This is a genomic window from Variovorax boronicumulans, from assembly GCF_009811375.1.
In the GTDB taxonomy this organism is placed as follows: Bacteria; Pseudomonadota; Gammaproteobacteria; order Burkholderiales; family Burkholderiaceae_C; genus Variovorax; species Variovorax boronicumulans.
Genome location: NZ_BKDH01000001.1, coordinates 4143262 through 4166233, shown reverse-complemented (window position 1 = coordinate 4166233; position 22972 = coordinate 4143262). Strand labels below are relative to the sequence as shown.

The 22972-nt window shown below is 69.2% G+C and carries 27 protein-coding genes; 10 read left to right on the top strand and 17 right to left on the bottom strand.

All coding sequences use genetic code 11. The features are described 5' to 3' along the window. The first annotated feature begins 116 nt into the window (after positions 1–116). A complete protein-coding gene (locus VHAB30_RS19215) occupies positions 117–611 on the top strand; it encodes a BON domain-containing protein (protein WP_062477068.1) in 495 nt (164 codons plus the stop codon). 80 nt (positions 612–691) lie between these two features. Here the strand turns inward: VHAB30_RS19215 and VHAB30_RS19210 are convergent, their stop codons facing one another. The 5 genes from VHAB30_RS19210 to VHAB30_RS19190 all read right to left on the bottom strand — a co-directional run bounded on the left by VHAB30_RS19210 (position 692) and on the right by VHAB30_RS19190 (position 3796). Then, complete coding sequence (locus tag VHAB30_RS19210) at positions 692–1204, bottom strand: hypothetical protein (RefSeq protein WP_159278159.1); 513 nt, start codon at positions 1202–1204, stop codon at positions 692–694. Further along, positions 1191–1574 (bottom strand): hypothetical protein, encoded by a 384-nt coding sequence (locus VHAB30_RS19205; protein ID WP_062477071.1) that lies wholly within the window; start codon positions 1572–1574, stop codon positions 1191–1193. The genes VHAB30_RS19210 and VHAB30_RS19205 overlap by 14 nt, the downstream gene beginning before the upstream one ends. Before the next feature lie 53 nt (positions 1575–1627). Then, on the bottom strand, positions 1628–2002 hold the full coding sequence (locus tag VHAB30_RS19200; RefSeq protein WP_062477074.1) for a hypothetical protein: 375 nt from the start codon (positions 2000–2002) through the stop codon (positions 1628–1630). Between the two features lie 54 nt (positions 2003–2056). Then, positions 2057–2221, bottom strand: a complete 165-nt coding sequence (locus tag VHAB30_RS19195) for a DUF1328 domain-containing protein (RefSeq protein WP_070063586.1) — start codon at positions 2219–2221, stop codon at positions 2057–2059. 204 nt (positions 2222–2425) lie between these two features. Next, on the bottom strand, positions 2426–3796 hold the full coding sequence (locus VHAB30_RS19190) for a CHASE3 domain-containing protein (protein WP_062477077.1): 1371 nt from the start codon (positions 3794–3796) through the stop codon (positions 2426–2428). Between the two features lie 130 nt (positions 3797–3926). Between VHAB30_RS19190 and VHAB30_RS19185 the strand changes: the two genes are divergently transcribed. Beyond that, a complete protein-coding gene (locus tag VHAB30_RS19185) occupies positions 3927–4559 on the top strand; it encodes a response regulator (RefSeq protein WP_007837167.1) in 633 nt (210 codons plus the stop codon). Positions 4560–4566: 7 nt separating this feature from the next. Here VHAB30_RS19185 and VHAB30_RS19180 read toward each other — a convergent pair whose 3' ends face one another. Beyond that, the gene (locus VHAB30_RS19180; RefSeq protein ID WP_095743933.1) at positions 4567–4971 is read right to left on the bottom strand and encodes a response regulator; all 405 of its coding nucleotides are present in this window, start codon (positions 4969–4971) and stop codon (positions 4567–4569) included. Positions 4972–5228: 257 nt separating this feature from the next. Here VHAB30_RS19180 and VHAB30_RS19175 point away from each other — a divergent pair, with 257 nt between their 5' ends. After that, positions 5229–7250: an AsmA family protein gene (locus VHAB30_RS19175; RefSeq protein ID WP_159278158.1), complete on the top strand. Its 2022-nt coding sequence runs from the start codon at positions 5229–5231 to the stop codon at positions 7248–7250. Positions 7251–7278: 28 nt separating this feature from the next. Here the strand turns inward: VHAB30_RS19175 and VHAB30_RS19170 are convergent, their stop codons facing one another. The 3 genes from VHAB30_RS19170 to gpmA all read right to left on the bottom strand — a co-directional run bounded on the left by VHAB30_RS19170 (position 7279) and on the right by gpmA (position 10435). Then, the gene (locus tag VHAB30_RS19170; RefSeq protein WP_159278157.1) at positions 7279–8043 is read right to left on the bottom strand and encodes a HesA/MoeB/ThiF family protein; all 765 of its coding nucleotides are present in this window, start codon (positions 8041–8043) and stop codon (positions 7279–7281) included. A gap of 82 nt (positions 8044–8125) precedes the next feature. Beyond that, positions 8126–9568: a S41 family peptidase gene (locus tag VHAB30_RS19165; protein WP_062477129.1), complete on the bottom strand. Its 1443-nt coding sequence runs from the start codon at positions 9566–9568 to the stop codon at positions 8126–8128. A gap of 123 nt (positions 9569–9691) precedes the next feature. Next, positions 9692–10435 carry a 2,3-diphosphoglycerate-dependent phosphoglycerate mutase gene (gpmA, locus tag VHAB30_RS19160; RefSeq protein ID WP_013543140.1) on the bottom strand — a complete coding sequence of 248 codons (744 nt, stop codon included), beginning with the start codon at positions 10433–10435 and terminating at the stop codon, positions 9692–9694. 105 nt (positions 10436–10540) lie between these two features. Here gpmA and VHAB30_RS19155 point away from each other — a divergent pair, with 105 nt between their 5' ends. The 6 genes from VHAB30_RS19155 to nadA all read left to right on the top strand — a co-directional run bounded on the left by VHAB30_RS19155 (position 10541) and on the right by nadA (position 14891). Next, complete coding sequence (locus VHAB30_RS19155; protein WP_370681259.1) at positions 10541–10924, top strand: rhodanese-like domain-containing protein; 384 nt, start codon at positions 10541–10543, stop codon at positions 10922–10924. 20 nt (positions 10925–10944) lie between these two features. Beyond that, positions 10945–11205, top strand: a complete 261-nt coding sequence (gene grxC / locus VHAB30_RS19150; protein WP_062477087.1) for a glutaredoxin 3 — start codon at positions 10945–10947, stop codon at positions 11203–11205. A gap of 128 nt (positions 11206–11333) precedes the next feature. After that, complete coding sequence (secB, locus tag VHAB30_RS19145) at positions 11334–11798, top strand: protein-export chaperone SecB (protein ID WP_056578332.1); 465 nt, start codon at positions 11334–11336, stop codon at positions 11796–11798. A gap of 28 nt (positions 11799–11826) precedes the next feature. Then, positions 11827–12867 (top strand): NAD(P)H-dependent glycerol-3-phosphate dehydrogenase, encoded by a 1041-nt coding sequence (locus tag VHAB30_RS19140; RefSeq protein ID WP_159278156.1) that lies wholly within the window; start codon positions 11827–11829, stop codon positions 12865–12867. A 23-nt stretch (positions 12868–12890) separates the two neighbouring features. Then, positions 12891–13769, top strand: coding sequence for a carboxylating nicotinate-nucleotide diphosphorylase (gene nadC / locus VHAB30_RS19135; RefSeq protein ID WP_159278155.1), 879 nt, complete (start codon positions 12891–12893; stop codon positions 13767–13769). 6 nt (positions 13770–13775) lie between these two features. Continuing rightward, positions 13776–14891 (top strand): quinolinate synthase NadA, encoded by a 1116-nt coding sequence (nadA, locus tag VHAB30_RS19130; RefSeq protein WP_159274944.1) that lies wholly within the window; start codon positions 13776–13778, stop codon positions 14889–14891. 7 nt (positions 14892–14898) lie between these two features. On the opposite strand, the gene VHAB30_RS19125 is transcribed toward nadA, so the two are convergent. The 7 genes from VHAB30_RS19125 to VHAB30_RS19095 form a co-directional block, all read right to left on the bottom strand. Further along, positions 14899–15261: a 6-carboxytetrahydropterin synthase gene (locus VHAB30_RS19125; protein ID WP_062477101.1), complete on the bottom strand. Its 363-nt coding sequence runs from the start codon at positions 15259–15261 to the stop codon at positions 14899–14901. 40 nt (positions 15262–15301) lie between these two features. Beyond that, positions 15302–15940, bottom strand: coding sequence for a 7-carboxy-7-deazaguanine synthase (queE, locus tag VHAB30_RS19120; protein ID WP_159278154.1), 639 nt, complete (start codon positions 15938–15940; stop codon positions 15302–15304). Next, complete coding sequence (gene panC / locus VHAB30_RS19115; RefSeq protein WP_159278153.1) at positions 15937–16779, bottom strand: pantoate--beta-alanine ligase; 843 nt, start codon at positions 16777–16779, stop codon at positions 15937–15939. Before panC ends, queE begins: the two co-directional genes overlap by 4 nt. Positions 16780–16798: 19 nt before the next feature. Further along, complete coding sequence (panB, locus tag VHAB30_RS19110; RefSeq protein WP_159278152.1) at positions 16799–17704, bottom strand: 3-methyl-2-oxobutanoate hydroxymethyltransferase; 906 nt, start codon at positions 17702–17704, stop codon at positions 16799–16801. 234 nt (positions 17705–17938) lie between these two features. Then, positions 17939–19519 (bottom strand): L-aspartate oxidase, encoded by a 1581-nt coding sequence (nadB, locus tag VHAB30_RS19105; protein WP_159278151.1) that lies wholly within the window; start codon positions 19517–19519, stop codon positions 17939–17941. 20 nt (positions 19520–19539) lie between these two features. Next, a complete protein-coding gene (locus tag VHAB30_RS19100; RefSeq protein ID WP_056578351.1) occupies positions 19540–20376 on the bottom strand; it encodes a segregation and condensation protein A in 837 nt (278 codons plus the stop codon). Between the two features lie 68 nt (positions 20377–20444). After that, positions 20445–20651, bottom strand: coding sequence for a DUF3460 family protein (locus VHAB30_RS19095; RefSeq protein WP_070061458.1), 207 nt, complete (start codon positions 20649–20651; stop codon positions 20445–20447). Between the two features lie 39 nt (positions 20652–20690). Between VHAB30_RS19095 and VHAB30_RS19090 the strand changes: the two genes are divergently transcribed. Then, positions 20691–21194 carry a hypothetical protein gene (locus VHAB30_RS19090; protein ID WP_062477116.1) on the top strand — a complete coding sequence of 168 codons (504 nt, stop codon included), beginning with the start codon at positions 20691–20693 and terminating at the stop codon, positions 21192–21194. Between the two features lie 3 nt (positions 21195–21197). Here the strand turns inward: VHAB30_RS19090 and VHAB30_RS19085 are convergent, their stop codons facing one another. Beyond that, positions 21198–22877 carry a SulP family inorganic anion transporter gene (locus tag VHAB30_RS19085; RefSeq protein WP_159278150.1) on the bottom strand — a complete coding sequence of 560 codons (1680 nt, stop codon included), beginning with the start codon at positions 22875–22877 and terminating at the stop codon, positions 21198–21200. Positions 22878–22972: the final 95 nt, after the last annotated feature.

The following is a 22972-nucleotide window of genomic DNA, read 5'->3' as shown; positions in this document are numbered from 1 at the left end:
TTGTCCTACAGCGCTTCGGGCCTGCGGCGACACCCGGGCGCGGGCGGTGGGGACTAGATTGACTGGCGTGGACCAAGCCGGTCCATGCACCCATTCCGACCGCAGGAGGATTTCCCATGACAACGTCGAACCGTTCCCTCGCTCCCTTTGCCACCTCGCGCACCTGGCTCGCCGTGCTCGCAGCCGGCGCCGCGCTGACCCTGGCCGCCTGCGACAAGCCGGGCAACCAGACCGCCGGTGAGAAGCTCGACAGCGCCGTCGCCAAGACCGAGCAGGCGGCCTCCGATGCCAAGGCCAAGACCGAACAGGCCGCGGCCGACGCCAAGACCGGCATGGCCGGCGCCACCGCCGATGTGAAGGAAGCCGCCAAGGACGCCACCGCCGCCGTGACCGCCACGGTCGACGACGCCGCGATCACCGCCTCGGTCTCGGCCGGCCTGGCCAAGGACCCGGACCTGAGCGCGATCAAGATCGACGTCGACACCAAGGGCGGCGCCGTGAGCCTCAAGGGTCCGGCCCCGACGGCCGCCGCCAAGTCGCGCGCCGAGGAGATCGCCAAGGCCGTGCAGGGCGTGAAGTCGGTGAACAACCAGCTCGAAGTGAAGGGCTGACCGGCCCTTGCGCCGCGCCCAGCAAAAAGCCCGGTTCGACCGGGCTTTTTCTTGTCTGCATGCCACGCGTTGGCGTGACGTCAGGGCGGGTCTTGCCGGGGAGGGCGCGCAGGCTTCTGCAGCAGCGTGTTGACCAGGTCGGCCACGTCGGAGGTCTTGAGCACCGCCGCGATCACGGCCGTGGCCGAGAGCAGCCGCCAGGGCCGCACGAGCACCAGCAGCGAGCCCGTGGCGGCCGCGGCGGCCATGAGCTTGACGGGCTCGGTGCGGGCGTAGTGTTCGAGCAGGGGGCGGGCCAGCTGGCCCGCCGCGTGCGCGGGATGGCGGCGCCACCAGCGCTGCACCACGCCGCGCGCCATCGCGCTCCAGACGTTGTGGCGGCGCCCCGGCGAGGCGGGCGGCGCATCGCCGGCGTCGGTGTGTGCGTATTCGAGATCGTCGTCGGTGTCACCGGCAGCCAAGGCGCGATGGGGCGCCGGTGCGTCCGGCTCGCCGCCGTTCAGTTGCCGCACGAGTGCGCGGCGCGACAGGGCCAGCCGCTGTTGCGGCGTGAGTTGCGGTGCGGCAGGGCGGCGGGGATCAGGGCTGCTCATGGCGGGCTCCGGCGGCATGCAGCGCGTCGAGGTCCGCGGCCAGCTGGGCACGCAGATCGTCGAAGCCGTAGTTCGGGCTCGGGCGGGTGGCGATCCAGGTGCAGATCGCCGCGATGACCACCGCCACGGCAGGCACGGCCACCAGCACCCAGTGGAAGCTGCCGTGCAGCACGCCGAGCAGCACGGCCACGCCGATCAGCCCGAGGGCGAGCACGGCGGTGGCCACGGCCAGAACGCCCGCGACCAGTCGGGCAACCAGGCCGCGCCCCGCCACGGCACTCTCCTGCCGGACAAGGGCTGCGTAGTTGGCGATGTGATCGGCAATGAGTTCCGGGTGCCCGAGCACCGTCGAGAAGATCGGATGAAGCATGTGCGAGGGTGGTCGGGCGGGGTCGGTCGGTCAGTCAGTGGCGATGCAACGGATCAGTAGTCGTCGCGGTTGCGGCGGCTGGCCAGCACGATCAGTGCCGTGATGGCGGCGCCGGCCGCGGCGGCCAGCAGCACCGAGCGCACGGGCTGGTCGGAGATGTAGCGGCCCGTCACGTCGGCGGCCTGTTCGATGCGGCGGTGCGCGCGGGCGCTGGTGGTCGAAGCGGCGTCGAGGCCGCGTTGCACAGCTTGCTGCACGCGTGCGGCCAACTGCTCGACGCCCGGTTCGGCGTCGCGGCGCAGTTCGCGGACCTTTTCGCCCGCCGCATTCACCGCGTTCTGAGCGTAGGCGCGGGTGGTTTCGGCCGCTTCCTGGGCGGTCTGGCGCACGTCGTCGGCGAGTTGCGAAGGGGTCTTGGTCGTGTTCATGGGAGAGTCCTTTCCGGGAAGATGAAATGCGGGAGCCTATGGATCGTAACTACGCTACTTGCGTCGTAGCAAGCCGGCCAGGAAGCTGGCGATGGCGAGCACGGCAAAGATGATGAAAAGGACCTTGGCGATCCCCACCGCGCTGGCGGCAATGCCACCGAAGCCGAACACGGCAGCGATGAGTGCGATGACCAGAAATACCACGGCGTAGTGCAGCATGCGGAACTCCTTCGAGGCTTCCCTCTTTGTGGTTTGAAACCATGCATCCGGGCGCATCGCTGAAGACGCGGCCCGGTGCCGGATGACACAGGACCCACCTTAAGGGCAGGGCCGCATCGGCCCTGTCAGCGACCGGGGCGGGGGTGCGTAGGAGGCGACCGAGTCGCCGCAGGCCCGGGGCGTGAAGAAATGCCAGCGCCTGCGTCAGGCGCCGCGCGACGCGGGGGTGTCGGGGCTCGCCGGCGTGCCGGCCTGCGGTGCCGGCTTCACCACCGGCAGCATCGCGGTGAGCCGCGTACCCTGGCCGGGCGCCGAGGTGATGGTGAGCTTGCCGCGCGCCGCCTCGACCCGGTGGCGCATGCCCGCCAGGCCGTGCGTCGACGGGCGCATGCGCTGCGCGTCGAAGCCCTTGCCGTTGTCGGCCACCTCCACGATCACGTGGTTGGCGTAGTTCTTCAGCACGATGGTGGCTTCGCTGGCCTCGGCGTACTTGCCGATGTTGGTCAGGCTCTCCTGCACCATGCGGTAGATCGTGAGCTGACGCGACTCGTCCATGGTCACCGGTTCCAGCGCCATCTCGATCTCCAGCCCCGAGCGCTCCCCGAACTCGCGCCCCAGGATTTCCAGCGAGGCGACCAGCCCGAGGTTGGAGAGCGACGAAGGCCGCAGGTCCTCGATGATGCGGCGCTTCAGCGCGATGCCGCTGTTGAGCAGCTCGGTCAGATGCTGCAGCCGCTGAATGGCGTCGGGCGAGTCGGCCAGCCGCGACTTCAGCCGCGCCACGTCGAGCTTGGCGGCCGTGAGCAACGAGCCCAGCTCGTCGTGCAGTTCGCGCGCCAGGTAGCCGCGCTCGGTCTCGCGCACGTCCTGCAGGTGGGTGGCGAGCTCGGCCAGCGAGGCGGTGCGCTCGCGCACCTCGTCCTCGAGCGCGTTGCGTTCGCGTTGCAGCGCTTCCTGCTGGCGCTCGCCCACGGAGCGCAGCGCGTGCGTCTGGCGCAGGTACAGGAAGAAGGCGATCAGCGCCGCGAGCGCCACGATGCCGGTGCCGACGCGTGCCAGCTGCAGCGACTTCATCACCTGCAGCTGGCCGGCCTGCAGCGTCGCGTTGCTGGTCTTCACCAGCTCGTTGGCGGTGGCGCGGATGGCTTCCATCTCCTCGCGCCCGACGTCGGTGGTCATGACGAACTTCCAGGCGTCCTCGTTGCCCTCGTGGCGCAGCCGCACGCTCATGTCCATCTCGGCGATCTTGCGCAGCACGTGCTTGGACAGCTCGGACAGCTGGGTGCGCTCGGCCGGGCGTTCGGCGTACAGCTGGCGCAGCGTGGCCAGGTTGCCGTCCACCTGCTTGACCGCGATGTCGTAGGGCTGGCGGTAGGCGGCTTCACCCGTGAGCAGGAAGCCGCGCTGGCCGGTTTCGGCGTCCAGCATGTTCTGCAGGATCTGGTTGAGCGTGCCGCGGATCTGCTGCGCCTCGTCGATGTCCGCCAGGGCGCGGCTCGATTGCCGGTATCCTGCCTCGTTGATGCCCACGAGGGCCAGTGCGGCCAGCGCCGCGAGCAACAGGCTCACGGCCATTTTTTGGGGGGCTAACCAGTGCATGACACCCTTAGGGTCGCATTCAATGCAACTTCGTGAATAATTGATAACAATCAGGGACCGGCATGCTGCGGCTTCCAAAGCTGCGGCACAACGACGAAAGTAACAGATGATCAAAATTGGAATTGTGGACGACCACGCCATCGTGCGATCGGGCCTCCGGCAGTTCTTCTCCGAGCACGTGGACCTGCGCGTGGCGGGCGAGGCAGCGAGCGGCCGTGAAGCCATCGAGCTGGTACGCACCACCGAACTGGACGTGCTGGTGATGGATCTCTCCATGCCGGGACAAAGTGGTATCGATGCCCTTGCCATGATCCGCGCCAAGGCGCCGGACGTGGGCATCCTGATCCTCAGCGGCTACCCCGAGGAGCACTACGCGATGAACCTGATCCGTCAGGGCGCCAGCGGCTACCTCAACAAGGAATGCGATCCGATCGAGATCGTGAACGCCATTCGCACCATTTCGCTGGGCCGGCGCTACATCACGCCCGCCGTGGCCGAACTGCTGGCCCGCCAGCTCGACCGCAAGGACGACGCCGCGCCGCACGAGCAGCTCTCGGAGCGCGAGTTCCAGGTGTTCCTGAAGCTGGCCAAGGGCGAGACCGCCGGCGACATCGCCAAGACGCTGTCGCTGTCGGTGAAGACGGTGAGCACCTACCGCACGCGGCTGATGGAGAAGATGAACCTGTCCTCCAACAGCGACCTGACCTACTACGCGCTGAAGAACAAGCTCATCGATTGAGCTGCGCCTAGGCATCGCCGGGCGCGGACCGCAGCGCGGCGGCCTGGCGGATGCAGAAGTCGACCAGTGCGTCGATCTCGTTCGACTTGTCGAACACCGCGTCGACCCCGAACTCGGCGCAGCGGCGCCGGATGTCGGGCGTCGCATAGTTGCTGAGCACCACCACCTTCTGGCCGGGCTTGCGCGACTGGCAGGCCTGCAGGATGCCCAGGCCACTTCCCTGTTTGAGAAAGAGATCGACGATGGCCAGGTGCCACTCGTCGGCATGGTCGCGCAGCCAGTCGCGCGCGTGCTGCTCGGTTTCCGCAAAGCCCACGACCGTGGTGCAGGTGAGCTCTTCCAGAGTGCCGATGAGGTTTTCACGGATCGTGGGGTTGTCTTCGACAACGTAGGTCTGCAATCTGGAATCCATGCCGAACCGCGCTTCCTCTGAGGTGGGCAGGTGCTCGTGTCCAAGCGCCCTGCGGAGGAGAGAGCCTGCCCATGGACATTGAGGCTTTCCCGCAGCGGATCATGCAGGGTTCAAGGGCCGCGCGTTGTAGGCGGGTTCTGACGCATGTGCAGGCGGCTGTCTCCACGCCGCCTCGTGCCTGCCCGTAGGCCAAGCCGCACGGGGTCTGCGGCCCGCCGCCGACCCGCTTCGGGTGCGCATCCGGGTAAGAATCGACCATGGCAACCCAATCCCTTCGCACCCGGCCGCGCTGGCAGAAGCTGCTGGCGGCCTTCGTGCTGCTGGTCGCCGTCCTGCTGACCGCGTTCGCGCTCCTCGTGGCCTTCTTTCCGTGGGACACGCTGCGCGAGCCGCTCAACCGCTTCGTGAGCGAGAAGACCGGGCGCAAGTTCGAGATCACCCGCCGGCTCGACGTGGACCTGGGCTGGAAGGCCGCCACCATCCACTTCGACGGCATCGAGTTCGCCAACCCCGACTGGGCGCGCGACCCTTACCTGGTGAAGGCCGAGCGCGCGAGCTTCGAGATCCGCCTGTGGCCGCTGATCGACAAGCGGGTGGTCATTCCGAGCCTGGCGCTGACCGCGCCCACCGTCGGCCTGCAGATGGAATCCGATGGGCGCCGCACCTGGGCCTTCGGCAAGGACACCTCCGACGCCGGCACCGTGCCCACCATCGGCCTGATCCAGGTCGACAAGGGCGCCGTCGACTTTCTGGCCCAGCACCTGGGCGTCGACGTGCACGCCGATCTGGACTACGACAGCAACCGCGGCGAGCTGCCGCTGCACTACCGCATCAAGGGCCGCTACAAGGGCCAGCCGCTCACGGCCGACGGGCGCACCGGCAACGTGCTGCAGATCAACGCCGCGGGTGCGCCGCCGTTCCCGCTGGAGATCAACGCCGCCGCCGGCCAGACCCGGCTCAAGGCCAATGGCACGGTGGCCCAGCTCGCGGGCTTCGACGGCATCGACGCCACGTTCCAGATCAAGGGCCAGACGCTGAGCGCGCTGTACCCGCTGCTGGGCATCGTGCTGCCGCAGACCCCGCCCTATGCGCTGAGCGGCGGGCTGCGCAAGCGCGGCAAGCTCTGGGAGGCGGCGGGGCTCAACGGCCGGCTGGGCCTGTCGGACATCGGCGGCGATATGGCCTTCGACCAGGCCGGCAAGGTGCCGCGCCTGTCGGGCACGCTGCGCTCGCGTGTCATGGACATGGACGACCTCGGCCCGCTGATCGGCCTGCCGCCCACGGCGCGTTCGGCCAACGCGGTGGAGGGCGTGGCGCCCGTCGCCTCGGCCCAGCCCAAGCGCCCGCCCGGCGGCAAGGTGCTGCCGACCACGCCGTTCGACTTCGGGCGGCTGCACGCCATGAACGCCGACGTGGCCTACACGGCCGAGCGCATCCGCAACGTGCGCGAGGTGCCGCTGGACCGCGGCAGCGTCAAGATCCGGCTGACCGACGGCGTGCTGTCGCTCGACCCGCTGGACCTGGGCGTGGCCAACGGCAAGCTCGTGGGCGCGATCCGCATCGACGCCACCAAGACGCCGGCCGACATCCGCGCCTCGCTCGACGTGCGCGGCCTGCGGCTGGCCCGGCTCATTCCCAAGCTGGAGAACTCGGGCAACAGCGTCGGCCGGCTCGACGGGCGCATCAACCTGTCGGGCGCGGGCAATTCGGTGGCCGGCTGGCTCGGCGGCGCGTCGGGCGACATGGCGGTGCTGTCGGGCCGCGGCCAGTTCGGCAACCTGATGCCCGTGTTCGCGACGCTGGTGGGCGGCGACATCCTGAAGTTCCTGCTGCGCGGCGACCGCGACGTCGAGCTGCGCTGCGCGGCGCTGGCCTTCGACGTGAACAAGGGCGTGATGAACGGGCGCACGCTGGTGCTGGACACCACCAACGCCGTCTTCACCGCCACCGGCCAGGCCAACCTCGCGACAGAGACGCTGGACTTCGTGATCCGGCCCGAGCCCAAGAGCGCGAGCTTCCTGTCGCTGCGCACGCCATTGGTCGTGAGCGGCACCTTCGGTGCGCCCAAGGGCGGCGTCGAGATCGGGCCACTGGCCGGCCGCGGTCTGGCGGCGCTGGCGCTGGGCGCCATCAACCCGCTGCTGGCGCTGGCCGCGACCATCGAGACCGGCCCCGGCGAGAACGCCGACTGCACGGGCGTGCTGGCACTGGCGAACCGGCCCACGGCCGGGGCCGCCGCGCGCGGTGCCGCGCGGGCCAAGGGGGCTCGCCAGCCTTAACGAAAGAAAGAAGAGGGCAGGCGGGCGCTCAGGCGCCGGCCTGGGGCCGCTGCGCGCAGACGCTGCAGTGCGGGTCGCGCGAGACGCGCAGCGTGTCGAAGCCGGTGCTGCGACCGTCGAACATCAGCAGCTTGCCCGCCAGCGACGGGCCGATGCCGGCCAGCAGCTTGAGCGCCTCGCTGGCCTGCAGCGTGCCGATGGTGCCGACCACCGGGCCGAACACGCCGAGCACCGCGCAGCGCGTTTCCTCGAAGCTGGCCTCGGGCGGGAACAGGCAGGCGTAGCAGGGGCAGGCGGCGTCGCGCGTGTCGTACACGCTCAGCTGGCCGTCGAAGCGGATCGCCGCGCCCGCCACCAGCGGCTTGGCGTGCGCCACGCAGGCGCGGTTCACGGCCTGCCGGGTGGCGAAGTTGTCGCAGCAGTCGACCACCACGTCGGCCTCAGCCACGAGCCGCGACAGCAGCGCCTCGTCGGCGCGCACGGCGTGGGTCTCGATGGCGATGTCGGGGTTGATGTCGCGCATGGCCTGCGCGGCGGATGCGACCTTCGGCTGGCCGACCCGCGCCTGCGTGTGGGCGACCTGCCGCTGCAGGTTGGTGAGATCGACCTCGTCGTCGTCGACCAGCACGATGTGGCCGACCCCCGCTGCTGCGAGGTACAGCGCCACCGGCGAGCCCAGCCCGCCGGCGCCGATGACGAGCACCCGCCCGGCACTGACGCGCGCCTGGCCGTCGATGCCGAATTCTTCGAGAAGGATGTGCCGCGAATAGCGCAGCAGGTCGTGATCGTCCATGCGCGCCTGCCTGGGCCTGTGCGGGGGAGGGGAAAACGCCGGTGGCGCGAACCGCACGGTGCGTGCGGCCCGCTCGCCGGGATCAGTTTTCCTTCTTCTCGTCCTTGTTGTCGACGATGACCTGCGTCTTGCTGACGAGCACCGGCTGGCCCTTCAGGCGGTTGAGCGCCTGCACCAGCGGGAAGTCCTTGTCGGTGCCGAACTCGGGCACCTTGCGGTCCTGCGGCGGCTTCTTGGCTTCTTCCTCGAGGCGCTTGCGGGCTTCGTCGCGGGCCTTTTCACGCTCGGGGTCCTTGACCTCGGGGCCCTGGCCGCTGGCCAGGTGCTTCTCGAGGTCGGCCTCGCGCATGCGCAGGGCGGCGAAGGGGCTGCCCTCGGCGCTTTCGTCGACCAGCACGTTGGGCACGATGCCCTTGGCCTGGATCGAGGTGCCGCTGGGGGTGTAGTAGCGCGCGGTGGTGATCTTCAGGCCGGTGTCCGGGCCGAGCGGGCGCACGGTCTGCACCGAGCCCTTGCCGAAGGTCTGGCTGCCCATGATGGTGGCGCGCTTGTGGTCCTGCAGCGCGCCGGCCACGATCTCGCTGGCCGAGGCCGAGCCTTCGTTCACCAGCACCACCAGCGGCACGTTCTTGAGCGCGGCCGGCAGGTTGCGCAGCGGGTCGCTGCCCGAACGGCGCTGGTAGTACTCGGGCGCCGCCTTGTAGATCGACTTGCTTTCGGCCAGCTGGCCGTCGGTGGTGACCACCGTGACGTTCTCGGGCAGGAAGGCCGCCGACACCGCCACGGCCGCGTCGAGCAGGCCGCCCGGATCGTTGCGCAGGTCGAGCACCAGGCCCTTGAGGTTCGGGTCTTCCTTGTAGAGCTCCTCGATCTTCTTGACGAAGTCGTCGACCGTGCGTTCCTGGAACTGCGACAGGCGGATCCAGCCGTAGCCCGGCTCGATCATCTTGCCGCGCACCGACTGGGTACGGATTTCCTCGCGCGTGATCGTGACCGGGAAGGTGCGGCTCTCGTCCTTGCGGAAGATGGTCAGCAGCACCTTGGTGTTGGCCTCGCCGCGCATGCGCTTGACGGCTTCGTTCAGCGACAGGCCGCGCACGGCCGTGTCGTCGATCTTGGTGATCAGGTCATTGGGTTTGAGGCCGGCACGGAAGGCCGGCGAGCCCTCGATGGGCGAGACGACCTTGATGAGGCCGTCTTCCTGCGAGATCTCGATGCCCACGCCGACGAAGCGGCCCGTGGTGCCCTCGCGGAATTCCTTGAAGGACTTCTTGTCGAAGTACTGCGAGTGCGGATCGAGCCCGGCGACCATGCCCGAGATGGCGTCCGAGATGAGTTTCTTCTCGTCGACCGCTTCGACATAGTCGCTCTTGACCATCCCGAAGACGGCCGCGAGTTGCTGCAACTCCTCGAGCGGGAGCGGCGCGAGCGAACCCCGCGCGACCGTCTGCAGCGAGACGGTGGTCAGGACGCCAGCAACGGCGCCGGCGGCGACCCAGCCGGTGATCTTCAGTTTCTGGCCCATCATGAGTGAAATGTCCTGTATGTCGACGGCTGTCGAACCAATATACACAGCTTGGAAGCAAATTGCCTGCCGGGGTTCCACGGAGGAACCGGCAGGCGGGGTTTTCTTCTTTTGCTTACGTCTTCAGCCCTTGCCCTGCGAAGCCACCGCGGCGGCGGCCTTTTCGGCGGCCGCGGCATCGCCCAGGTAGTAGTGGCGCAGGGGCTTGAGGTCGTCGTCCAGCTCGTACACGAGCGGGATGCCGTTCGGGATGTTCAGGCCGACGATGGCGTCGTCCGAGATGCCGTCCAGGTACTTCACCAGCGCGCGGATCGAGTTGCCGTGCGCGGCCACGACCAGGCGGCGGCCGGTGCGGATGGCCGGGGCCATCGACTCGTTCCAGAACGGCAGCACGCGCGCCACCGTGTCCTTCAGGCATTCGGTCAGCGGGATCTGCTCGGGCGAGAGCTTGGCGTAGCGCACGTCGGAGCGCTCGCTGCGCGGGTCGTCCGCTTCCAGCGGCGGCGGCGGGGTGCTGTAGCTGCGGCGCCAGACCAGCACCTGCTCGTCGCCGTACTTCTTGGCGGTTTCGGCCTTGTTCAGGCCCTGGAGACCGCCGTAGTGGCGTTCGTTGAGGCGCCAGGAGTGCACCACGGGAAGCCAGGTGCGGTCGAGCTCGTCGAGCGTGTGCCAGAGGGTGCGGGTGGCGCGCTTGAGCACGCTGGTGTAGGCCACGTCGAAGTCGTAGCCCTCGGCCTTGAGCAGCCGGCCGGCCTGCTTGGCCTGCTCGACGCCGGTTTCGGTCAGGTCGACGTCGGTCCAGCCGGTGAAGCGGTTTTCGAGGTTCCAGGTCGATTCGCCGTGGCGGATCAGTACCAGTTTGTGCATGTCGGAGGCCTTTGGCAGCGCGTGGGAAAACCAGCATTCTAAAATCCCGGGTTTGCCATCCAAGGAACCCCCGTGAAATTGATCGAATTCGTCACCGCGAACTGGATGCTGATCCTGATGGCGCTCACCTCGGGCGGCATGCTGGCCTGGCCGATGCTCCGGGGTGCGGGCGGTGGCACCCTGACGGCCCAGGGCGCCGTGCAGCTCATCAACCGCGAACGCGCGGTGCTGGTCGACGTGCGCGAACCCGAAGAATTTGCGACCGGCCACATGATCGGCGCCAAGAACGTGCCCCTGAACCTGCTGGACGAGAAGCTGGCCAGCACGGTCAAGAACAAGAACGTGCCGCTGCTGCTGGTGTGCGCCACCGGCGCCCGCGCCCAGCGCGCCGTGGCCACGGCCAAGAAGCTCGGCTACGAGCAGGCCCAAGCCGTCGCTGGCGGGCTCAAGGCCTGGAAAGAGGCTAACCTGCCGGTTGAAAAAGCCTGATTCTTCCCAAGGTAGAGCGCATGCAAGCCGTCAAGATGTACACCACCGCCGTCTGCCCGTACTGCACGCGTGCAAAGCAGATCCTCAAGGCCAAGGGCGTCGAGCAGATCGAAGAGATCCGCATCGACACCGACCCGCAAGCCCGCACCACCATGATGGAGATCACCCAGCGCCGCACGGTGCCGCAGATCTTCATCGGCGACACCCACGTGGGCGGCTGCGACGACCTCATGGCCCTGGACAGCCGCGGCGGCCTGGTCCCGCTGCTGCAAGGCGCCTGAAGCCCCGCGCGGCCGGGCGTCACGAAAGTGCGCGGGCCGTCGGGCGATAATCGTTTGTTCCCTCATCTGCAGCCCGCTGCGGGACCCTCTCCCCGGCGGGCATTGTTTTGATCCTCGAAAGTTCAGCCATGGCCGACCAGCAAGCCCAAGATCCCGTGTTCCAGATCCAGCGCGTCTACCTCAAGGACCTGTCGCTCGAACAACCCAACTCGCCCGCGATCCTGCTGGAGCAGACGCAGCCCACCGTCGACATCCAGCTCGGCGTGGACGCCCAGCCCGTGGCCGACGGCATCTTCGAGATCACCGTGTCGGCCACCGTGCAGACCAAGATCGAAGACCGCACCGTGTTCCTGGTCGAAGCCAAGCAAGCCGGCATCTTCGAGATCCGCAACCTGCCGGAAGACCAGATGGGCCCGATCCTGGGCATCGCCTGCCCGCAGATCGTCTACCCGTACCTGCGCGGCAACGTCGCCGACGTGATCCAGCGCGGCGGCTTCCCGCCCGTGCACCTGGCCGAAATCAACTTCCAGGCCATGTACGAGCAGCAGCAAGCCCAGGCCGCCGGCCAGGCTGCCCCCACCCTGGCCCAGTAAACCGGCCGCACGACGCCGCCAGCGCACGATGAAGATCTGCGTTCATGGCGCCGGTGCCTGGGGCACGGCCGTCGCAGTCAACGCGGCGGCCCGCCACGAGGTCACCCTCTGGGCGCGCGACGCCGCCCAGGCCGACGCCATGTCGGCCGCGCGTGAAAACACCCGCTACCTTCCCGGGCTGGCCCTGCCGGCCTCGCTGGCCGTGCGCGCGGGCGACATCGCCCAGGCGCAGGCCGGGGCCGACCTCGTCATCGTGGCCACGCCCATGGCCGCCCTGCGCGAACAGCTGATCGCCCTGCGCGGCACCACCGCCCAGGTGGCGTGGCTGTGCAAGGGCGTCGAACCCGCGCTCGATGCCTCTCCCACCGCCTACGGCCTGCTCGCCCACGAGATCTGGGCCCAGGTCGCTCCCGAACTGAAGGCGGGCGTGCTCAGTGGCCCCAGCTTTGCGCAGGAGGTCGCCGAAGGGCGCCCGACCGCGCTGGTGGCCGCCAGCCCGCACGCCGGCGTGCGCGATGCGCTGGTCGACGCCTTCCACGGCCCGGCCCTGCGCGTGTACGCCAACGACGACATCGTCGGCGTCGAAGTCGGCGGCGCCGTGAAGAACGTGCTCGCCATCGCCACCGGGCTGTGCGACGGCCTCGCGCTCGGGCTCAACGCCCGCGCGGCGCTGATCACCCGCGGCCTGGCTGAAATGACCCGCTTCGGCCTGGCGCTCGGCGCTCGCGCCGACACCTTCATGGGCCTGTCGGGCCTGGGCGACCTCGTGCTGACCGCCACCGGCGACCTGTCGCGCAACCGCAAGGTCGGGCTGCTGCTGGCCCAGGGCCGCACGCTGGCGCAGGCCGTCGATTCGCTGGGCCACGTGGCCGAGGGCGTGTACTGCGCCCGCACCGTGGTGCAGCGCGCGCGCGGCCTGGGCATCGAGATGCCCATCGCCGAAGGCGTGGTCGCGCTGCTCGACGGCCAGGTGAGCCCGCGCGACGCCGTCGCGGCGCTGACCGGGCGCGATCCGGTGCCCGAGTCGGTGCAGCCGCCCGCCGGCCCGGCCTCGCGCCATTCCTCCTGAAGAAGATTAGAGATTCCAGAGACATGAGCCCTCGCTTTGATTTCTCGGCGTCGGCCGTCGCCGCGCTGGCCGAGTCCGACGTCGCCCGCGCCCTGCAGGAAGACGTCGCCGACGGCGACCTGACCGCCTCGCTGGTCGATGCTTCCCGCCCCGCCCATGCCCGCGTGCTCGCGCGCGAAACCGCCGTGGTGTGCGGCGCGCCCTGGGTCGAGGCCACCGTGCGGCGGCTCGATCCGCAGGCGCGCATCACCTGGCTGTGCGGCGAGGGCCAGCGCTGCGCCGCCGACCAGCCCGTGCTCGAAATCCAGGGTGGCGCCCGCGCGCTGCTGACGGCCGAGCGCACCGCGCTCAACTTCCTGCAGCTGCTGAGTGCGGTCGCCACCAAGACCGCGCTGTACGCCGACGCCGTGAAGGGCACCCGTGCCCGCATCGTCGACACCCGCAAGACCCTGCCGGGCCTGCGCCTGGCGCAGAAGTACGCCGTGCGCACCGGCGGCGGGTTGAACCACCGCATCGGCCTGTACGACGCGGTACTCATCAAGGAAAACCACATCGCCGCGGCCGGTGGCGTGGCCGCCGCCCTGCGCGCGGTGGCGCCCGTGGCCGCGCAGGCCGCCTTTGTCGAGGTCGAGGTCGAGACCCTGGCCCAGCTGCAGGAAGCGCTGGACGCCGGCGCCCGCATGGTGCTGCTCGACAACATGGACCTGCCCACGCTGCGCGAGGCCGTGCGCCTGAACGACGCCGTGGGTGAGGGCCGCAAGGCCGTGCTCGAGATCTCCGGCGGCGTCACGCTCGACGGCCTGCGCGCCCTGGCCGAGACCGGTGTCGACCGGATCTCGATCGGCGCGTTGACCAAGGACGTGAAGGCCATCGACTACTCGATGCGCTTCCTGACCCACTGAACCGCCATGACGACCGCTTCCGTCATCGATGTCGACTACGAACAGCCCGCGCAAGGCGCGGTCTGCGACACGCGCCACGCCTGGGCCCGCGTGCCCCCCGAGCCTTCGCCCGATGAGCGCGTCGCGCTGAAGGACCGCATCCGCCGCCTGCTGCGCGAGCGCAACGCGGTGATGGTGTCGCACTTCTACGTGCATCCCGACCTGCAAGATTTGGCCGAGGAAACCGGCGGCATCGTGAGCGATTCGCTCGAGATGGCGCGCTTCGGCCGCGACCATGCCGCCACCACGCTGGTGGTGTCGGGCGTGCGCTTCATGGGCGAGACCTCGAAGATCCTCTCGCCCGAGAAGCGCGTGCTGATGCCCGACCTGGACGCGAACTGCTCGCTCGACCTGGGCTGCCCGGTCGACGCCTTCAGCGCCTTCTGCGACGAGCATCCCGACCGCACCGTGGTCGTGTACGCCAACACCAGCGCGGCCGTGAAGGCGCGCGCCGACTGGCTCGTCACCTCCAGCTGCGCGCTCGACGTGGTGAACGCGCTGCATGCGGCCGGCCAGAAGATCCTCTGGGGCCCCGACCGCCACCTGGGCGACTACATCCGTCGCCAGACCGGTGCCGACATGGTCAGCTGGAACGGCGCCTGCATCGTGCACGACGAATTCAAGGCGCTCGAACTCGAGCTGCTCATGAAGGAGCACCCGAAGGCCAAGGTGCTGGTGCACCCCGAGTCGCCCTCGGACGTGATCGCGCTGGCGCACGCGGTGGGCTCCACCTCGGCGATCCTGAACGCGGCGCAGCGCTTCGACGCGACCGAGTTCATCGTCGCAACCGACACCGGCATGCTGCACAAGCTGCGCACGCTGAACCCCGGCAAGACCTTCATCGAAGCGCCCACGGCGGGCAACGGCGGCACCTGCAAGAGCTGCGCGCACTGCCCGTGGATGGCGATGAACGGGCTCGTGGAACTGGCGAACGCGCTGGAGACCGGCGCGGGCGAGATCCACGTCGATCCGGCGCTGGGCGTGCGCGCGCGCGTGCCGATCGACCGCATGCTGGCGTTCACCGCCGGGCTGAAGAACGGCCAGGCGCCGGGCAGCCTGGTGGCCGGCATCGGCGCGGCCTGACCGGCGTTTAGAACTCCACCGTACAGCTGTCGCCCAGCGCCTCGCGCCACACGCGCACGCGCGCCAGCGACGGCCGCAGGTCGGGCAGCGCGTCGGCGATGAACACGCACAGGTTCTCCAGCGTCGGCGGATGCAGCCCCGGCACGTCGTCCAGCAGGTGGTGGTCGAGCTGCTCGCGCACGTCCTCGAGCCGGCGGCGCAGCAGGCCCAGGTCGATCACCATGCCCGTCACCGGGTCGCGCTCGCCCGCCAGCCACACCTCCGCGTGGTAGGTGTGGCCGTGAATGCGGCGGCTGCCTTCGACCTCGATCTCGCGTTTGAGCGTGTGGGCGGCGTCGAAGAAGAAGCGTTGGCTGATGGTGAAGCGCATCGTCAAAAAAGAAACTCGAAACTAAAAAAGGGGCCGCGCGTCAGCGGATGCCCGTGATCTTGTGGGTCTGCACGCTCAGGCGCCACACCGGCTGCTTCATGCATTCGGCGATGCACAGCTCGGTGTTCGCCACGCGGTCGGGCCCGTCCATCGGCTGCAGGAAGCGGTGCGTGAATTCGCCCGTGCGTGCCATCGCATCGAGGTCGATGCCGACCTGCGGCCACACCAGCTTCAGCTCCTGGCCGCGCTGCTGCACCCAGGGCGCGCCGGCCTTGGGGCTGATGCACAGCCAGTCGATGCCCGTGGGCGCAGCGACCGTGCCGTTGCTCTCGACCGCGATGCGAAAGTGCCGCGCGTGCAGTGCGTCGACCAGCGCCGCATCGACCTGCAGCAGCGGCTCGCCGCCCGTGAGCACGACCAGCCGGTGCGCGGTGTCGCCGGCGGGCCATTGCGCGGCGATGGTGTCGGCGAGCTGGTCGGCGTTCTTGAACTTGCCGCCCAATGTGCCGTCGGTGCCGACGAAGTCGGTGTCGCAGAAACGGCAGACGGCCGTGTCGCGGTCTTCCTCGCGGCCGGTCCAGAGGTTGCAGCCGGCGAAGCGGCAGAACACGGCCGGCATGCCGGCCTGTCCGCCTTCGCCCTGCAGCGTGTAGAAGATTTCCTTGACGCTGTAGGTCATGTCGCGAGCGGGGTGTCGATTTCGAGGTTGTCGATGAGCCGCGTATTGCCCAGCCGCGCGGCGGCCAGGGCCACGAGCGCATCGCCGGGTTGCGGCGCCTGCAGGTCGGCGCGGCGGCGCAGCACCACGTAGTCGGGCTGCCAGCCGCGCTGCGCGAGCGATTGCATGGCGCGCGCCTCGAGGGCGGCCACGTCGCGCTCGCCGGCGCGCACGGCCTCGGCCATGGCCCGCAGCGCCTTCGACAGCTGCACGGCCTCGGCGCGCTCCGTGGCGCTCAGGTAGCCGTTGCGCGAGGAGAGCGCCAGGCCGTCGTCGGCGCGGAAGGTCTCGCCGCCCACGATTTCGATCGGCAGCGCGAACTGCCGCACCATGTGGCGGATCATCATGAGCTGCTGGTAGTCCTTCTTGCCGAACACGGCCACGCGCGGCTGCACGCACTGGAACAGCTTCATCACCACCGTGCACACGCCGATGAAGAAGCCGGGGCGGAAGTGCCCTTCGAGCAGGTCGGCCAGCGCCGGGTCGGGGTGCACCTTGCAGGTCTGGGGCTCGGGGTAGAGCGCCTTCTCGTCGGGCGCGAACAGCACGTCGCAGCCGGCGGCGCGCAGCTTCTCGCAGTCGCTGTCCCAGGTGCGCGGGTAGGTGTCGAAGTCTTCGTGCGGCAGGAACTGCAGGCGGTTCACGAAGATGCTCGCCACCGTGGCGTCGCCCAGCGGCTTGGCCTGGCGCACGAGCGCGAGGTGGCCCTCGTGCAGGTTGCCCATGGTGGGCACGAAGGCGGGGCGCTGGCTGGAAGACAGGTGCTGGCGCAGTTCGTCGATGGTCTTGGCGATGTACATGGTCGGTGTCCTTCTGTGCTTACCAGGCGTGGAGCCGGTCGTCGGGGAAGCTGCCGTTCTTCACGGCCTGCACGTAGGCCTGCAGCGCGGGCAGCACGCCCGGCGCGTCGGCCATGAAGTTGCGCACGAACTTCGGCATCTTCCCGAGGTTGATGCCCAGCATGTCGTGCAGCACGAGCACCTGGCCCGCGGTGGCCTTGCCGGCGCCGATGCCGATGGTGGCGCAGTGTTTCAGCTCCGTGGTGAGTTCGGCGGCCAGCGCGGCCGGCACCATCTCGAGCACCAGCATGGCGGCGCCCGCGTCCTGCAGCGCGTGGGCCTGCTGCTTGAGCAGCGCGCCGGCGGTGTCGCCCTTGCCCTGCACGCGGTAGCCGCCGAGCGCATGCACGGTCTGCGGCGTCAGGCCCAGGTGGGCGCACACGGGAATGCCGCGCTCGACCAGGAAGCGCACCGTTTCGGTGGTCCAGCCGCCGCCTTCGAGCTTGACCATGTGCGCGCCGGCCTGCATCAGCACGGTGGCGCTGGCCAGGGCCTGCTCGCGCGATTCTTGATAACTGCCGAAGGGCAGGTCGGCGATGAGCCAGGTCGTGCCCTGCACGCGGCGCAGGCCGCGCGAGACGCTGTCGGTGTGATAGCGCATGGCCTCCAGGCTCACGCCCACGGTGCTGTTCAGTCCCTGGCAGACCATGCCCAGCGAGTCGCCGACCAGCAGGCAGTCGATGCCGGCCGCGTCGGCCATGGCCGCGAAGGTGGCGTCGTAGGCGGTGAGCATGGCGATCTTCTCGCCGCGCGCGTGCATGTCGGCCAGCCGCGGCAGGCTCACGGGCTTGCGCTGCGCCAGGGGCGAGGCGGGCGGCAGCGTGCCGTAGGGCGAGGCGGGCGGGGCTTCGGACGGTGGGGTGGGTGGGGTAGGGGTGTTCGACATGGTTGGCTTTCTCCCTGCGGGCGTCGGTGGCCGGGCATCCTGAGGGTGATCGAAAGGTGACGAAGGGTGGGCTTAGAAGGTGTGAGTGAATCCACCGTGTCCGAGCAGCCCGCGCAGGCGCGCCCCATCAAGGCGCAAAGCGCAGCCGTAGCAGAGGCTACGGCGAGCATTTGCAACGCAGAGGGGGTGTGTCTGTGCGGGATGAGCGGGCATGGTGGGTTCGCTTACACCTTCTCAGACCGGCGGCACCAGCACGGTGGGTGCGGTGGGCTCGGCCAGCGAAGGGTAATCGCGACTGAAATGCAGGCCACGGCTCTCGTGGCGGGCCTGCGCGGAACGCACGATCAGCTCGGCCACCTGCACCAGGTTGCGCAGCTCGAGCAGGTCGCGCGTGACGTGGAAGTTCGCGTAGAACTCCTGGATCTCGGCCTGCAGCAGCGCGATGCGGTGGCTCGCACGCTCCAGGCGCTTGTTGGTGCGCACGATGCCGACGTAGTCCCACATGAAGCGGCGCAGCTCGTCCCAGTTGTGGGAGATGACCACGGCTTCGTCGGCGTCGGTGACGCGGCTTTCGTCCCAGGCGGGCAGCGCGGCGCGTTCGCGCGACGGGGCCTGCGCAATGGCGTCGGCCGCGGCGCGCGCGAACACCATGCACTCGACCAGCGAGTTGCTGGCCAGCCGGTTGGCACCGTGCAGGCCGGTGCAGGCGGTTTCGCCGATGGCATACAGGCCCGGGATGTCGGTGCGACCGGCCAGGTCGCTGAGCACGCCGCCGCAGGTGTAGTGCGCAGCGGGCACCACGGGAATCGGCTCGCGCGTGATGTCGATGCCCAGCTCCAGGCAGCGCGCCAGGATGTTGGGGAAGTGTTCCTTCAGGAACGCGGGCGGCTGGTGCGAGATGTCGAGGTACACGCAGTCCAGGCCGTGCTTCTTCATCTCGAAGTCGATGGCGCGGGCCACCACGTCGCGCGGCGCCAGTTCGGCGCGCTCGTCGTGCTTGGGCATGAAGCGCGTGCCGTCGGGCAACTTGAGCAGCCCGCCTTCGCCGCGCACCGCCTCGCTGATCAGGAACGACTTGGCGTGCGGGTGGTACAGGCAGGTCGGGTGGAACTGGATGAACTCCAGGTTCGACACCCGGCAGCCCGCGCGCCAGGCGGCGGCAATGCCGTCGCCGGTGGCGGTGTCGGGGTTGGTGGTGTACAGATACACCTTGCCTGCGCCGCCGGTCGCCAGGATGGTGTGCGGCGCGCGGAAGGCCAGCACCTCGTCGGTCTCGTCGTCCAGCGCGTACAGGCCCTGGCAGGACGGATCGGCCAGCCCGAGCTTGGTGCCGGTGACCAGGTCGACCAGCGTGTGGTGCTCGAACAGCGTGATGTTGGGCGTGCGGCGCACGCGCTCGATCAGCACCTGCTGCACGGCCGCGCCGGTGGCGTCGGTCACGTGCACGATGCGGCGCTGGCTGTGGCCGCCTTCGCGCGTCAGGTGCAGGTCGCCGCCTTCTTCCGAGAAGGGCACGCCCAGTTCGCGCAGCCAGCCGATGGCTTGTGGCGCGCCCTCGACCACGAAGCGCGTGGCCTCGGGGTCGCACAGGCCGGCGCCGGCGACCAGCGTGTCTTCCACGTGGGCGTCGAAGCTGTCGCCCGCCGCCAGCACGGCCGCGATGCCGCCCTGCGCCCAGGCGCTGGAGCCGTCGTTCAGCGCGCGCTTGGTGAGCACGGCCACGCGGTGCGTGGGGGCCAGGTGCAGCGCGGCGGAGAGGCCTGCAAGGCCGCTGCCGACAATGAGGACGTCGAAGTCGCGAACGGCGGAAGTCACAGGCGTGGGAACCGGTTGGGTCAGGCCGGCGAGTAGGCCAGTCGGACGTAAATAGGGGCGAAGGCCTCGGCCTGCGTGATGTCGATCAGCGTCTCCTTCGCGAGCTCGAGCATCGCGATGAAGGTGACGATCAGCACCGGCACGCCGCGCGAGACGTCGAAGAGCTTCTCGAACTCGACGAAGCGCTGGCCCTGCAGGTGGCGCAGCACGATGCTCATGTGCTCGCGCACGTTGAGCTCTTCGCGCGAGATCTTGTGGTGCTGCACAAGCTTGGCGCGCTTCATGATGTCGGCCCAGGCGTCGCGCAGCTCGACCACGTCGACGTCGGGAAAGCGCGGCTTGATCGACTGCTCGATGTAGACCTGGGCCTTCCAGAAGTCGCGCCCGTAGGTCGGCAGCGCGCTGATGGCGGCGGCCTGCAGCTTGGTCTGCTCGTACTCCATGAGCCGGCGAACCAGCTCGGCGCGCGGGTCTTCGGCCTCTTCGCCGTCGGCCACCTTCTTGGGCGGCAGCAGCATGCGCGACTTGATCTCGATCAGCATCGCGGCCATCAGCAGGTACTCGGCCGCGAGCTCGAGGTTGGTCTGGCGAATTTCGTCGACGTAGCTCAGGTACTGCCGCGTCAGGCCCGCCATCGGGATGTCGAGGATGTTGAAGTTCTGCTTGCGGATCAGGTACAGCAACAGGTCCAGCGGGCCCTCGAAGGCCTCCAGGAAGACCTGCAGCGCCTCGGGCGGGATGTACAGGTCTTTCGGCATCGCGAACAGCGGCTCGCCGTAGAGCCGGGCCAGGGCGACCTGGTCGACGACCTCGGGCATGCTGGCCACGATCGTGCCGTTGTCCTCGTCTGCACTCATGAGGCGGTTGCTATCAACTTAATAGCTGTGCGCGCAGGCTGGGCGGCGGGATGCCGGGTGGGCACCATTCACTTGGGTTGGGTCTGGTAGACGTACGGCTGCATCGGCACGCGGGCTTCGCTGTACTCCTCGAGCAGGCTGCGGTCGAGGTGCTTGTCCCAGAGCAGGGCGCGGCCGGCGCGCTGTTCGGATTCCAGCGTCGGCTTCTTTTGCTTCATCTCCTCGATGAAGTTCGTGATCTCGGAGGTGTAGTGGGGGCGGCGGAAGATGGACATAGACTGGACCTTTATCGCTCGAATTTTACCGGGGACGGCATGCAACGATTTCAGAAGGGCCGGATCGGCCTCGTGGCAGGACTGCTGGCGGCGCTGATCGGGCTCGCGGGCTGCGATCCGCAGCGCATCAGCGAGCTCGAAGAGGGCGTTTCGACCGAGGCCGACGTGCGCGCGCGTTTCGGCGAACCCGAGAACGTCTGGGACGTGCCCAACGGCCGCGTGCTGGAGTTCAACCGCCAGCCGCAGGGCCAGAAGAACTACATGATCACCATCGGCGCCGACGGCAAGATGAGCGCGCTGCGCCAGGTGCTCACGCCCGAGAACTTCGCCAAGGTGCAGCCCGGCATGATGATGGAAGACCTGCGCAAGCTGCTGGGCAAGCCGGCCAAGGTCACGCCCTATGCGCTCAAGCGCGAGACCGAATGGGAATGGCGCTGGGTGCAGCCACCGAATTCGTCGATGGTCTTCACCGCCACGCTGAACGACGACCAGCGCGTGGTGCGCAGCGGGTCGTCGCCTGATCGAGGCACCGAGGCGCCCTGACAGCTACGCGCCGTGCGACGCGCCGGGCTGGCCCGTCGTCAACTCCTCGGCAAAGCCCGAGCGCTCCAGCACCTCGAGCGGCTGCGGCTGCAGCGACTCGATGCGCAGCAGCCCGTCGCGCGCCAGCACCGCCCGGTGCAACTGCCGCAGCGCATCGACGCCGGTGGCATCGATGTAGATCAGGTGCGTGGCGTCGAGCACCAGCGTCATGCCGCGCGGTGCGCGCTCCGCGGCGTTCACTGCTTCGTCGAGCTTGGCCGCCGCGCCGAAGAACATGGCGCCGTACAGCCGGTAGGTGAGCACCGGCGGCTGCAGCGTCACGAGTTCGACGCTGAACAGCCCGCTCATGCGCCGGATGAAGAGCGCGCACGCCAGCACGATGCCCACCTGCACCGCCACCGTCAGGTCGAACACCACCGTGAGGAAGAAGGTGCCGAGCATCAGCAGGCGGTAGTGGCGGCTGAAGTGGCGCAGCTGGCCGGGCGTGAACTCGCGCCATTCGCCCATGTTCAGCCCGACGAACACCAGGATGCCCGCCAGCACCGCGAGCGGCACGTGGCGCGCCAGCGGCGCCGCCAGCAGCACCACGACCAGCAGCGTGACCGCATGCACGATGCCCGCAATGGGCGAGCTGCCGCCGGAGCGGATGTTGGTCACGGTGCGCGCGATGGTGCCCGTGGCCGGCATGCCGCCGAAGAAGGGCGTGACCAGGTTGGCGATGCCCTGCGCCATCAGCTCCTGGTTGGGGTCGTGGCGCGGCTGGCCGCTGACCTGGTCGGCCACGCGCGCGCACAGCAGCGACTCGATGGCGCCGAGCAGCGCGATGGTCAGCGTCGGCGTCACCAGCTGCTTGACGGTCTCCCACGAGAAATCGGGCAGCGCGAAGGCCGGCACGCCCTCGGGAATGCCGCCGAAGCGCGTGCCGATGGTCTCCACCGGCAGCGCGAAGCCCCACGACACCAGCGTGAGCGACGCCAGCGCGACGATCGGCCCCGGGATGCGCCCGACGATCTGCACCGGGCGCGTCTGCACCCAGCGTCCGCCCACGCGCTGCACCGCACGCGCCAGCGCCGAGTCGCCGCGAAACAGCCGCGACCACGCCAACAGCCCGAGCACGCAGGCCAGCCCGAGCGCGAAGGCGTGCGGGTTGAAGGTGTCCAGCCGCAGCGCCATCGCGTGCAGCTGCGAGAACACGTCGGCCGGCATGCGCTCCACCGTGAGGCCCAGGAGGTCTTTCAGCTGCGACAGCAGGATCAGCACCGCGATGCCGTTGGTGAAGCCCACCACGATCGACAGCGGCACGAAGCGCACCAGCCGCCCGAGCCCGAACAGCCCCGCCATGAACAGCAGCACGCCCGCGCAGGCGGTGGCGATCAGCAGGTTGGCCACGCCGTAGCGCTCGACGATGCCGTAGACGATCACGATGAACGCGCCCGCCGGCCCGCCGATCTGCACGGCCGAGCCGCCCAGCAGCGAGATCAGGAAGCCCGCGATGATCGCCGTCCAGATGCCGGCCTCGGGCTTGAGCCCCGAGGCGATGGCGAAGGCCATGGCCAGCGGCAGCGCCACGATGCCCACCGTGGCGCCCGCGCCGAGGTCTCCCAGGAACCGCCCCCGGTCGTAGCCGGCCATCGTGTCCAGCAGGCGGGGGCGAAAGCGGGTGAGGTTCAGCGGCGACGACATGTGCGGTCATTGTGGCCCGGCCGTCGCGGCGGCCCCGCGATTTCCAGGCGGTGAGTACTTTCAGTCAGCTTATCGGCGGCGAGGCTGGCAGATAC

Bases quoted from the DNA above. Each gene is read 5' to 3' on its own strand.
- VHAB30_RS19195 (WP_070063586.1), bottom strand. From the start codon at position 2,221: ATGCTGCACTACGCCGTGGTATTTCTGGTCATCGCACTCATCGCTGCC.
- queE (WP_159278154.1), bottom strand. From the start codon at position 15,940: ATGACCTACAGCGTCAAGGAAATCTTCTACACGCTGCAGGGCGAAGGC.
- gpmA (WP_013543140.1), bottom strand. From the start codon at position 10,435: ATGCACAAACTGGTACTGATCCGCCACGGCGAATCGACCTGGAACCTC.
- VHAB30_RS19210 (WP_159278159.1), bottom strand. From the start codon at position 1,204: ATGAGCAGCCCTGATCCCCGCCGCCCTGCCGCACCGCAACTCACGCCG.
- VHAB30_RS19215 (WP_062477068.1), top strand. From the start codon at position 117: ATGACAACGTCGAACCGTTCCCTCGCTCCCTTTGCCACCTCGCGCACC.
- panC (WP_159278153.1), bottom strand. From the start codon at position 16,779: ATGTACATCGCCAAGACCATCGACGAACTGCGCCAGCACCTGTCTTCC.
- VHAB30_RS19100 (WP_056578351.1), bottom strand. From the start codon at position 20,376: ATGAGTGCAGACGAGGACAACGGCACGATCGTGGCCAGCATGCCCGAG.
- VHAB30_RS19180 (WP_095743933.1), bottom strand. From the start codon at position 4,971: ATGGATTCCAGATTGCAGACCTACGTTGTCGAAGACAACCCCACGATC.
- VHAB30_RS19085 (WP_159278150.1), bottom strand. From the start codon at position 22,877: ATGTCGTCGCCGCTGAACCTCACCCGCTTTCGCCCCCGCCTGCTGGAC.
- VHAB30_RS19175 (WP_159278158.1), top strand. From the start codon at position 5,229: ATGGCAACCCAATCCCTTCGCACCCGGCCGCGCTGGCAGAAGCTGCTG.
- VHAB30_RS19205 (WP_062477071.1), bottom strand. From the start codon at position 1,574: ATGCTTCATCCGATCTTCTCGACGGTGCTCGGGCACCCGGAACTCATT.
- panB (WP_159278152.1), bottom strand. From the start codon at position 17,704: ATGTCGAACACCCCTACCCCACCCACCCCACCGTCCGAAGCCCCGCCC.
- VHAB30_RS19140 (WP_159278156.1), top strand. From the start codon at position 11,827: ATGAAGATCTGCGTTCATGGCGCCGGTGCCTGGGGCACGGCCGTCGCA.
- nadC (WP_159278155.1), top strand. From the start codon at position 12,891: ATGAGCCCTCGCTTTGATTTCTCGGCGTCGGCCGTCGCCGCGCTGGCC.
- VHAB30_RS19170 (WP_159278157.1), bottom strand. From the start codon at position 8,043: ATGGACGATCACGACCTGCTGCGCTATTCGCGGCACATCCTTCTCGAA.
- VHAB30_RS19190 (WP_062477077.1), bottom strand. From the start codon at position 3,796: ATGGCCGTGAGCCTGTTGCTCGCGGCGCTGGCCGCACTGGCCCTCGTG.
- VHAB30_RS19165 (WP_062477129.1), bottom strand. From the start codon at position 9,568: ATGGGCCAGAAACTGAAGATCACCGGCTGGGTCGCCGCCGGCGCCGTT.
- VHAB30_RS19155 (WP_370681259.1), top strand. From the start codon at position 10,541: ATGCTGATCCTGATGGCGCTCACCTCGGGCGGCATGCTGGCCTGGCCG.
- grxC (WP_062477087.1), top strand. From the start codon at position 10,945: ATGCAAGCCGTCAAGATGTACACCACCGCCGTCTGCCCGTACTGCACG.
- VHAB30_RS19200 (WP_062477074.1), bottom strand. From the start codon at position 2,002: ATGAACACGACCAAGACCCCTTCGCAACTCGCCGACGACGTGCGCCAG.
- VHAB30_RS19090 (WP_062477116.1), top strand. From the start codon at position 20,691: ATGCAACGATTTCAGAAGGGCCGGATCGGCCTCGTGGCAGGACTGCTG.
- VHAB30_RS19125 (WP_062477101.1), bottom strand. From the start codon at position 15,261: ATGCGCTTCACCATCAGCCAACGCTTCTTCTTCGACGCCGCCCACACG.
- nadA (WP_159274944.1), top strand. From the start codon at position 13,776: ATGACGACCGCTTCCGTCATCGATGTCGACTACGAACAGCCCGCGCAA.
- secB (WP_056578332.1), top strand. From the start codon at position 11,334: ATGGCCGACCAGCAAGCCCAAGATCCCGTGTTCCAGATCCAGCGCGTC.
- VHAB30_RS19095 (WP_070061458.1), bottom strand. From the start codon at position 20,651: ATGTCCATCTTCCGCCGCCCCCACTACACCTCCGAGATCACGAACTTC.
- VHAB30_RS19185 (WP_007837167.1), top strand. From the start codon at position 3,927: ATGATCAAAATTGGAATTGTGGACGACCACGCCATCGTGCGATCGGGC.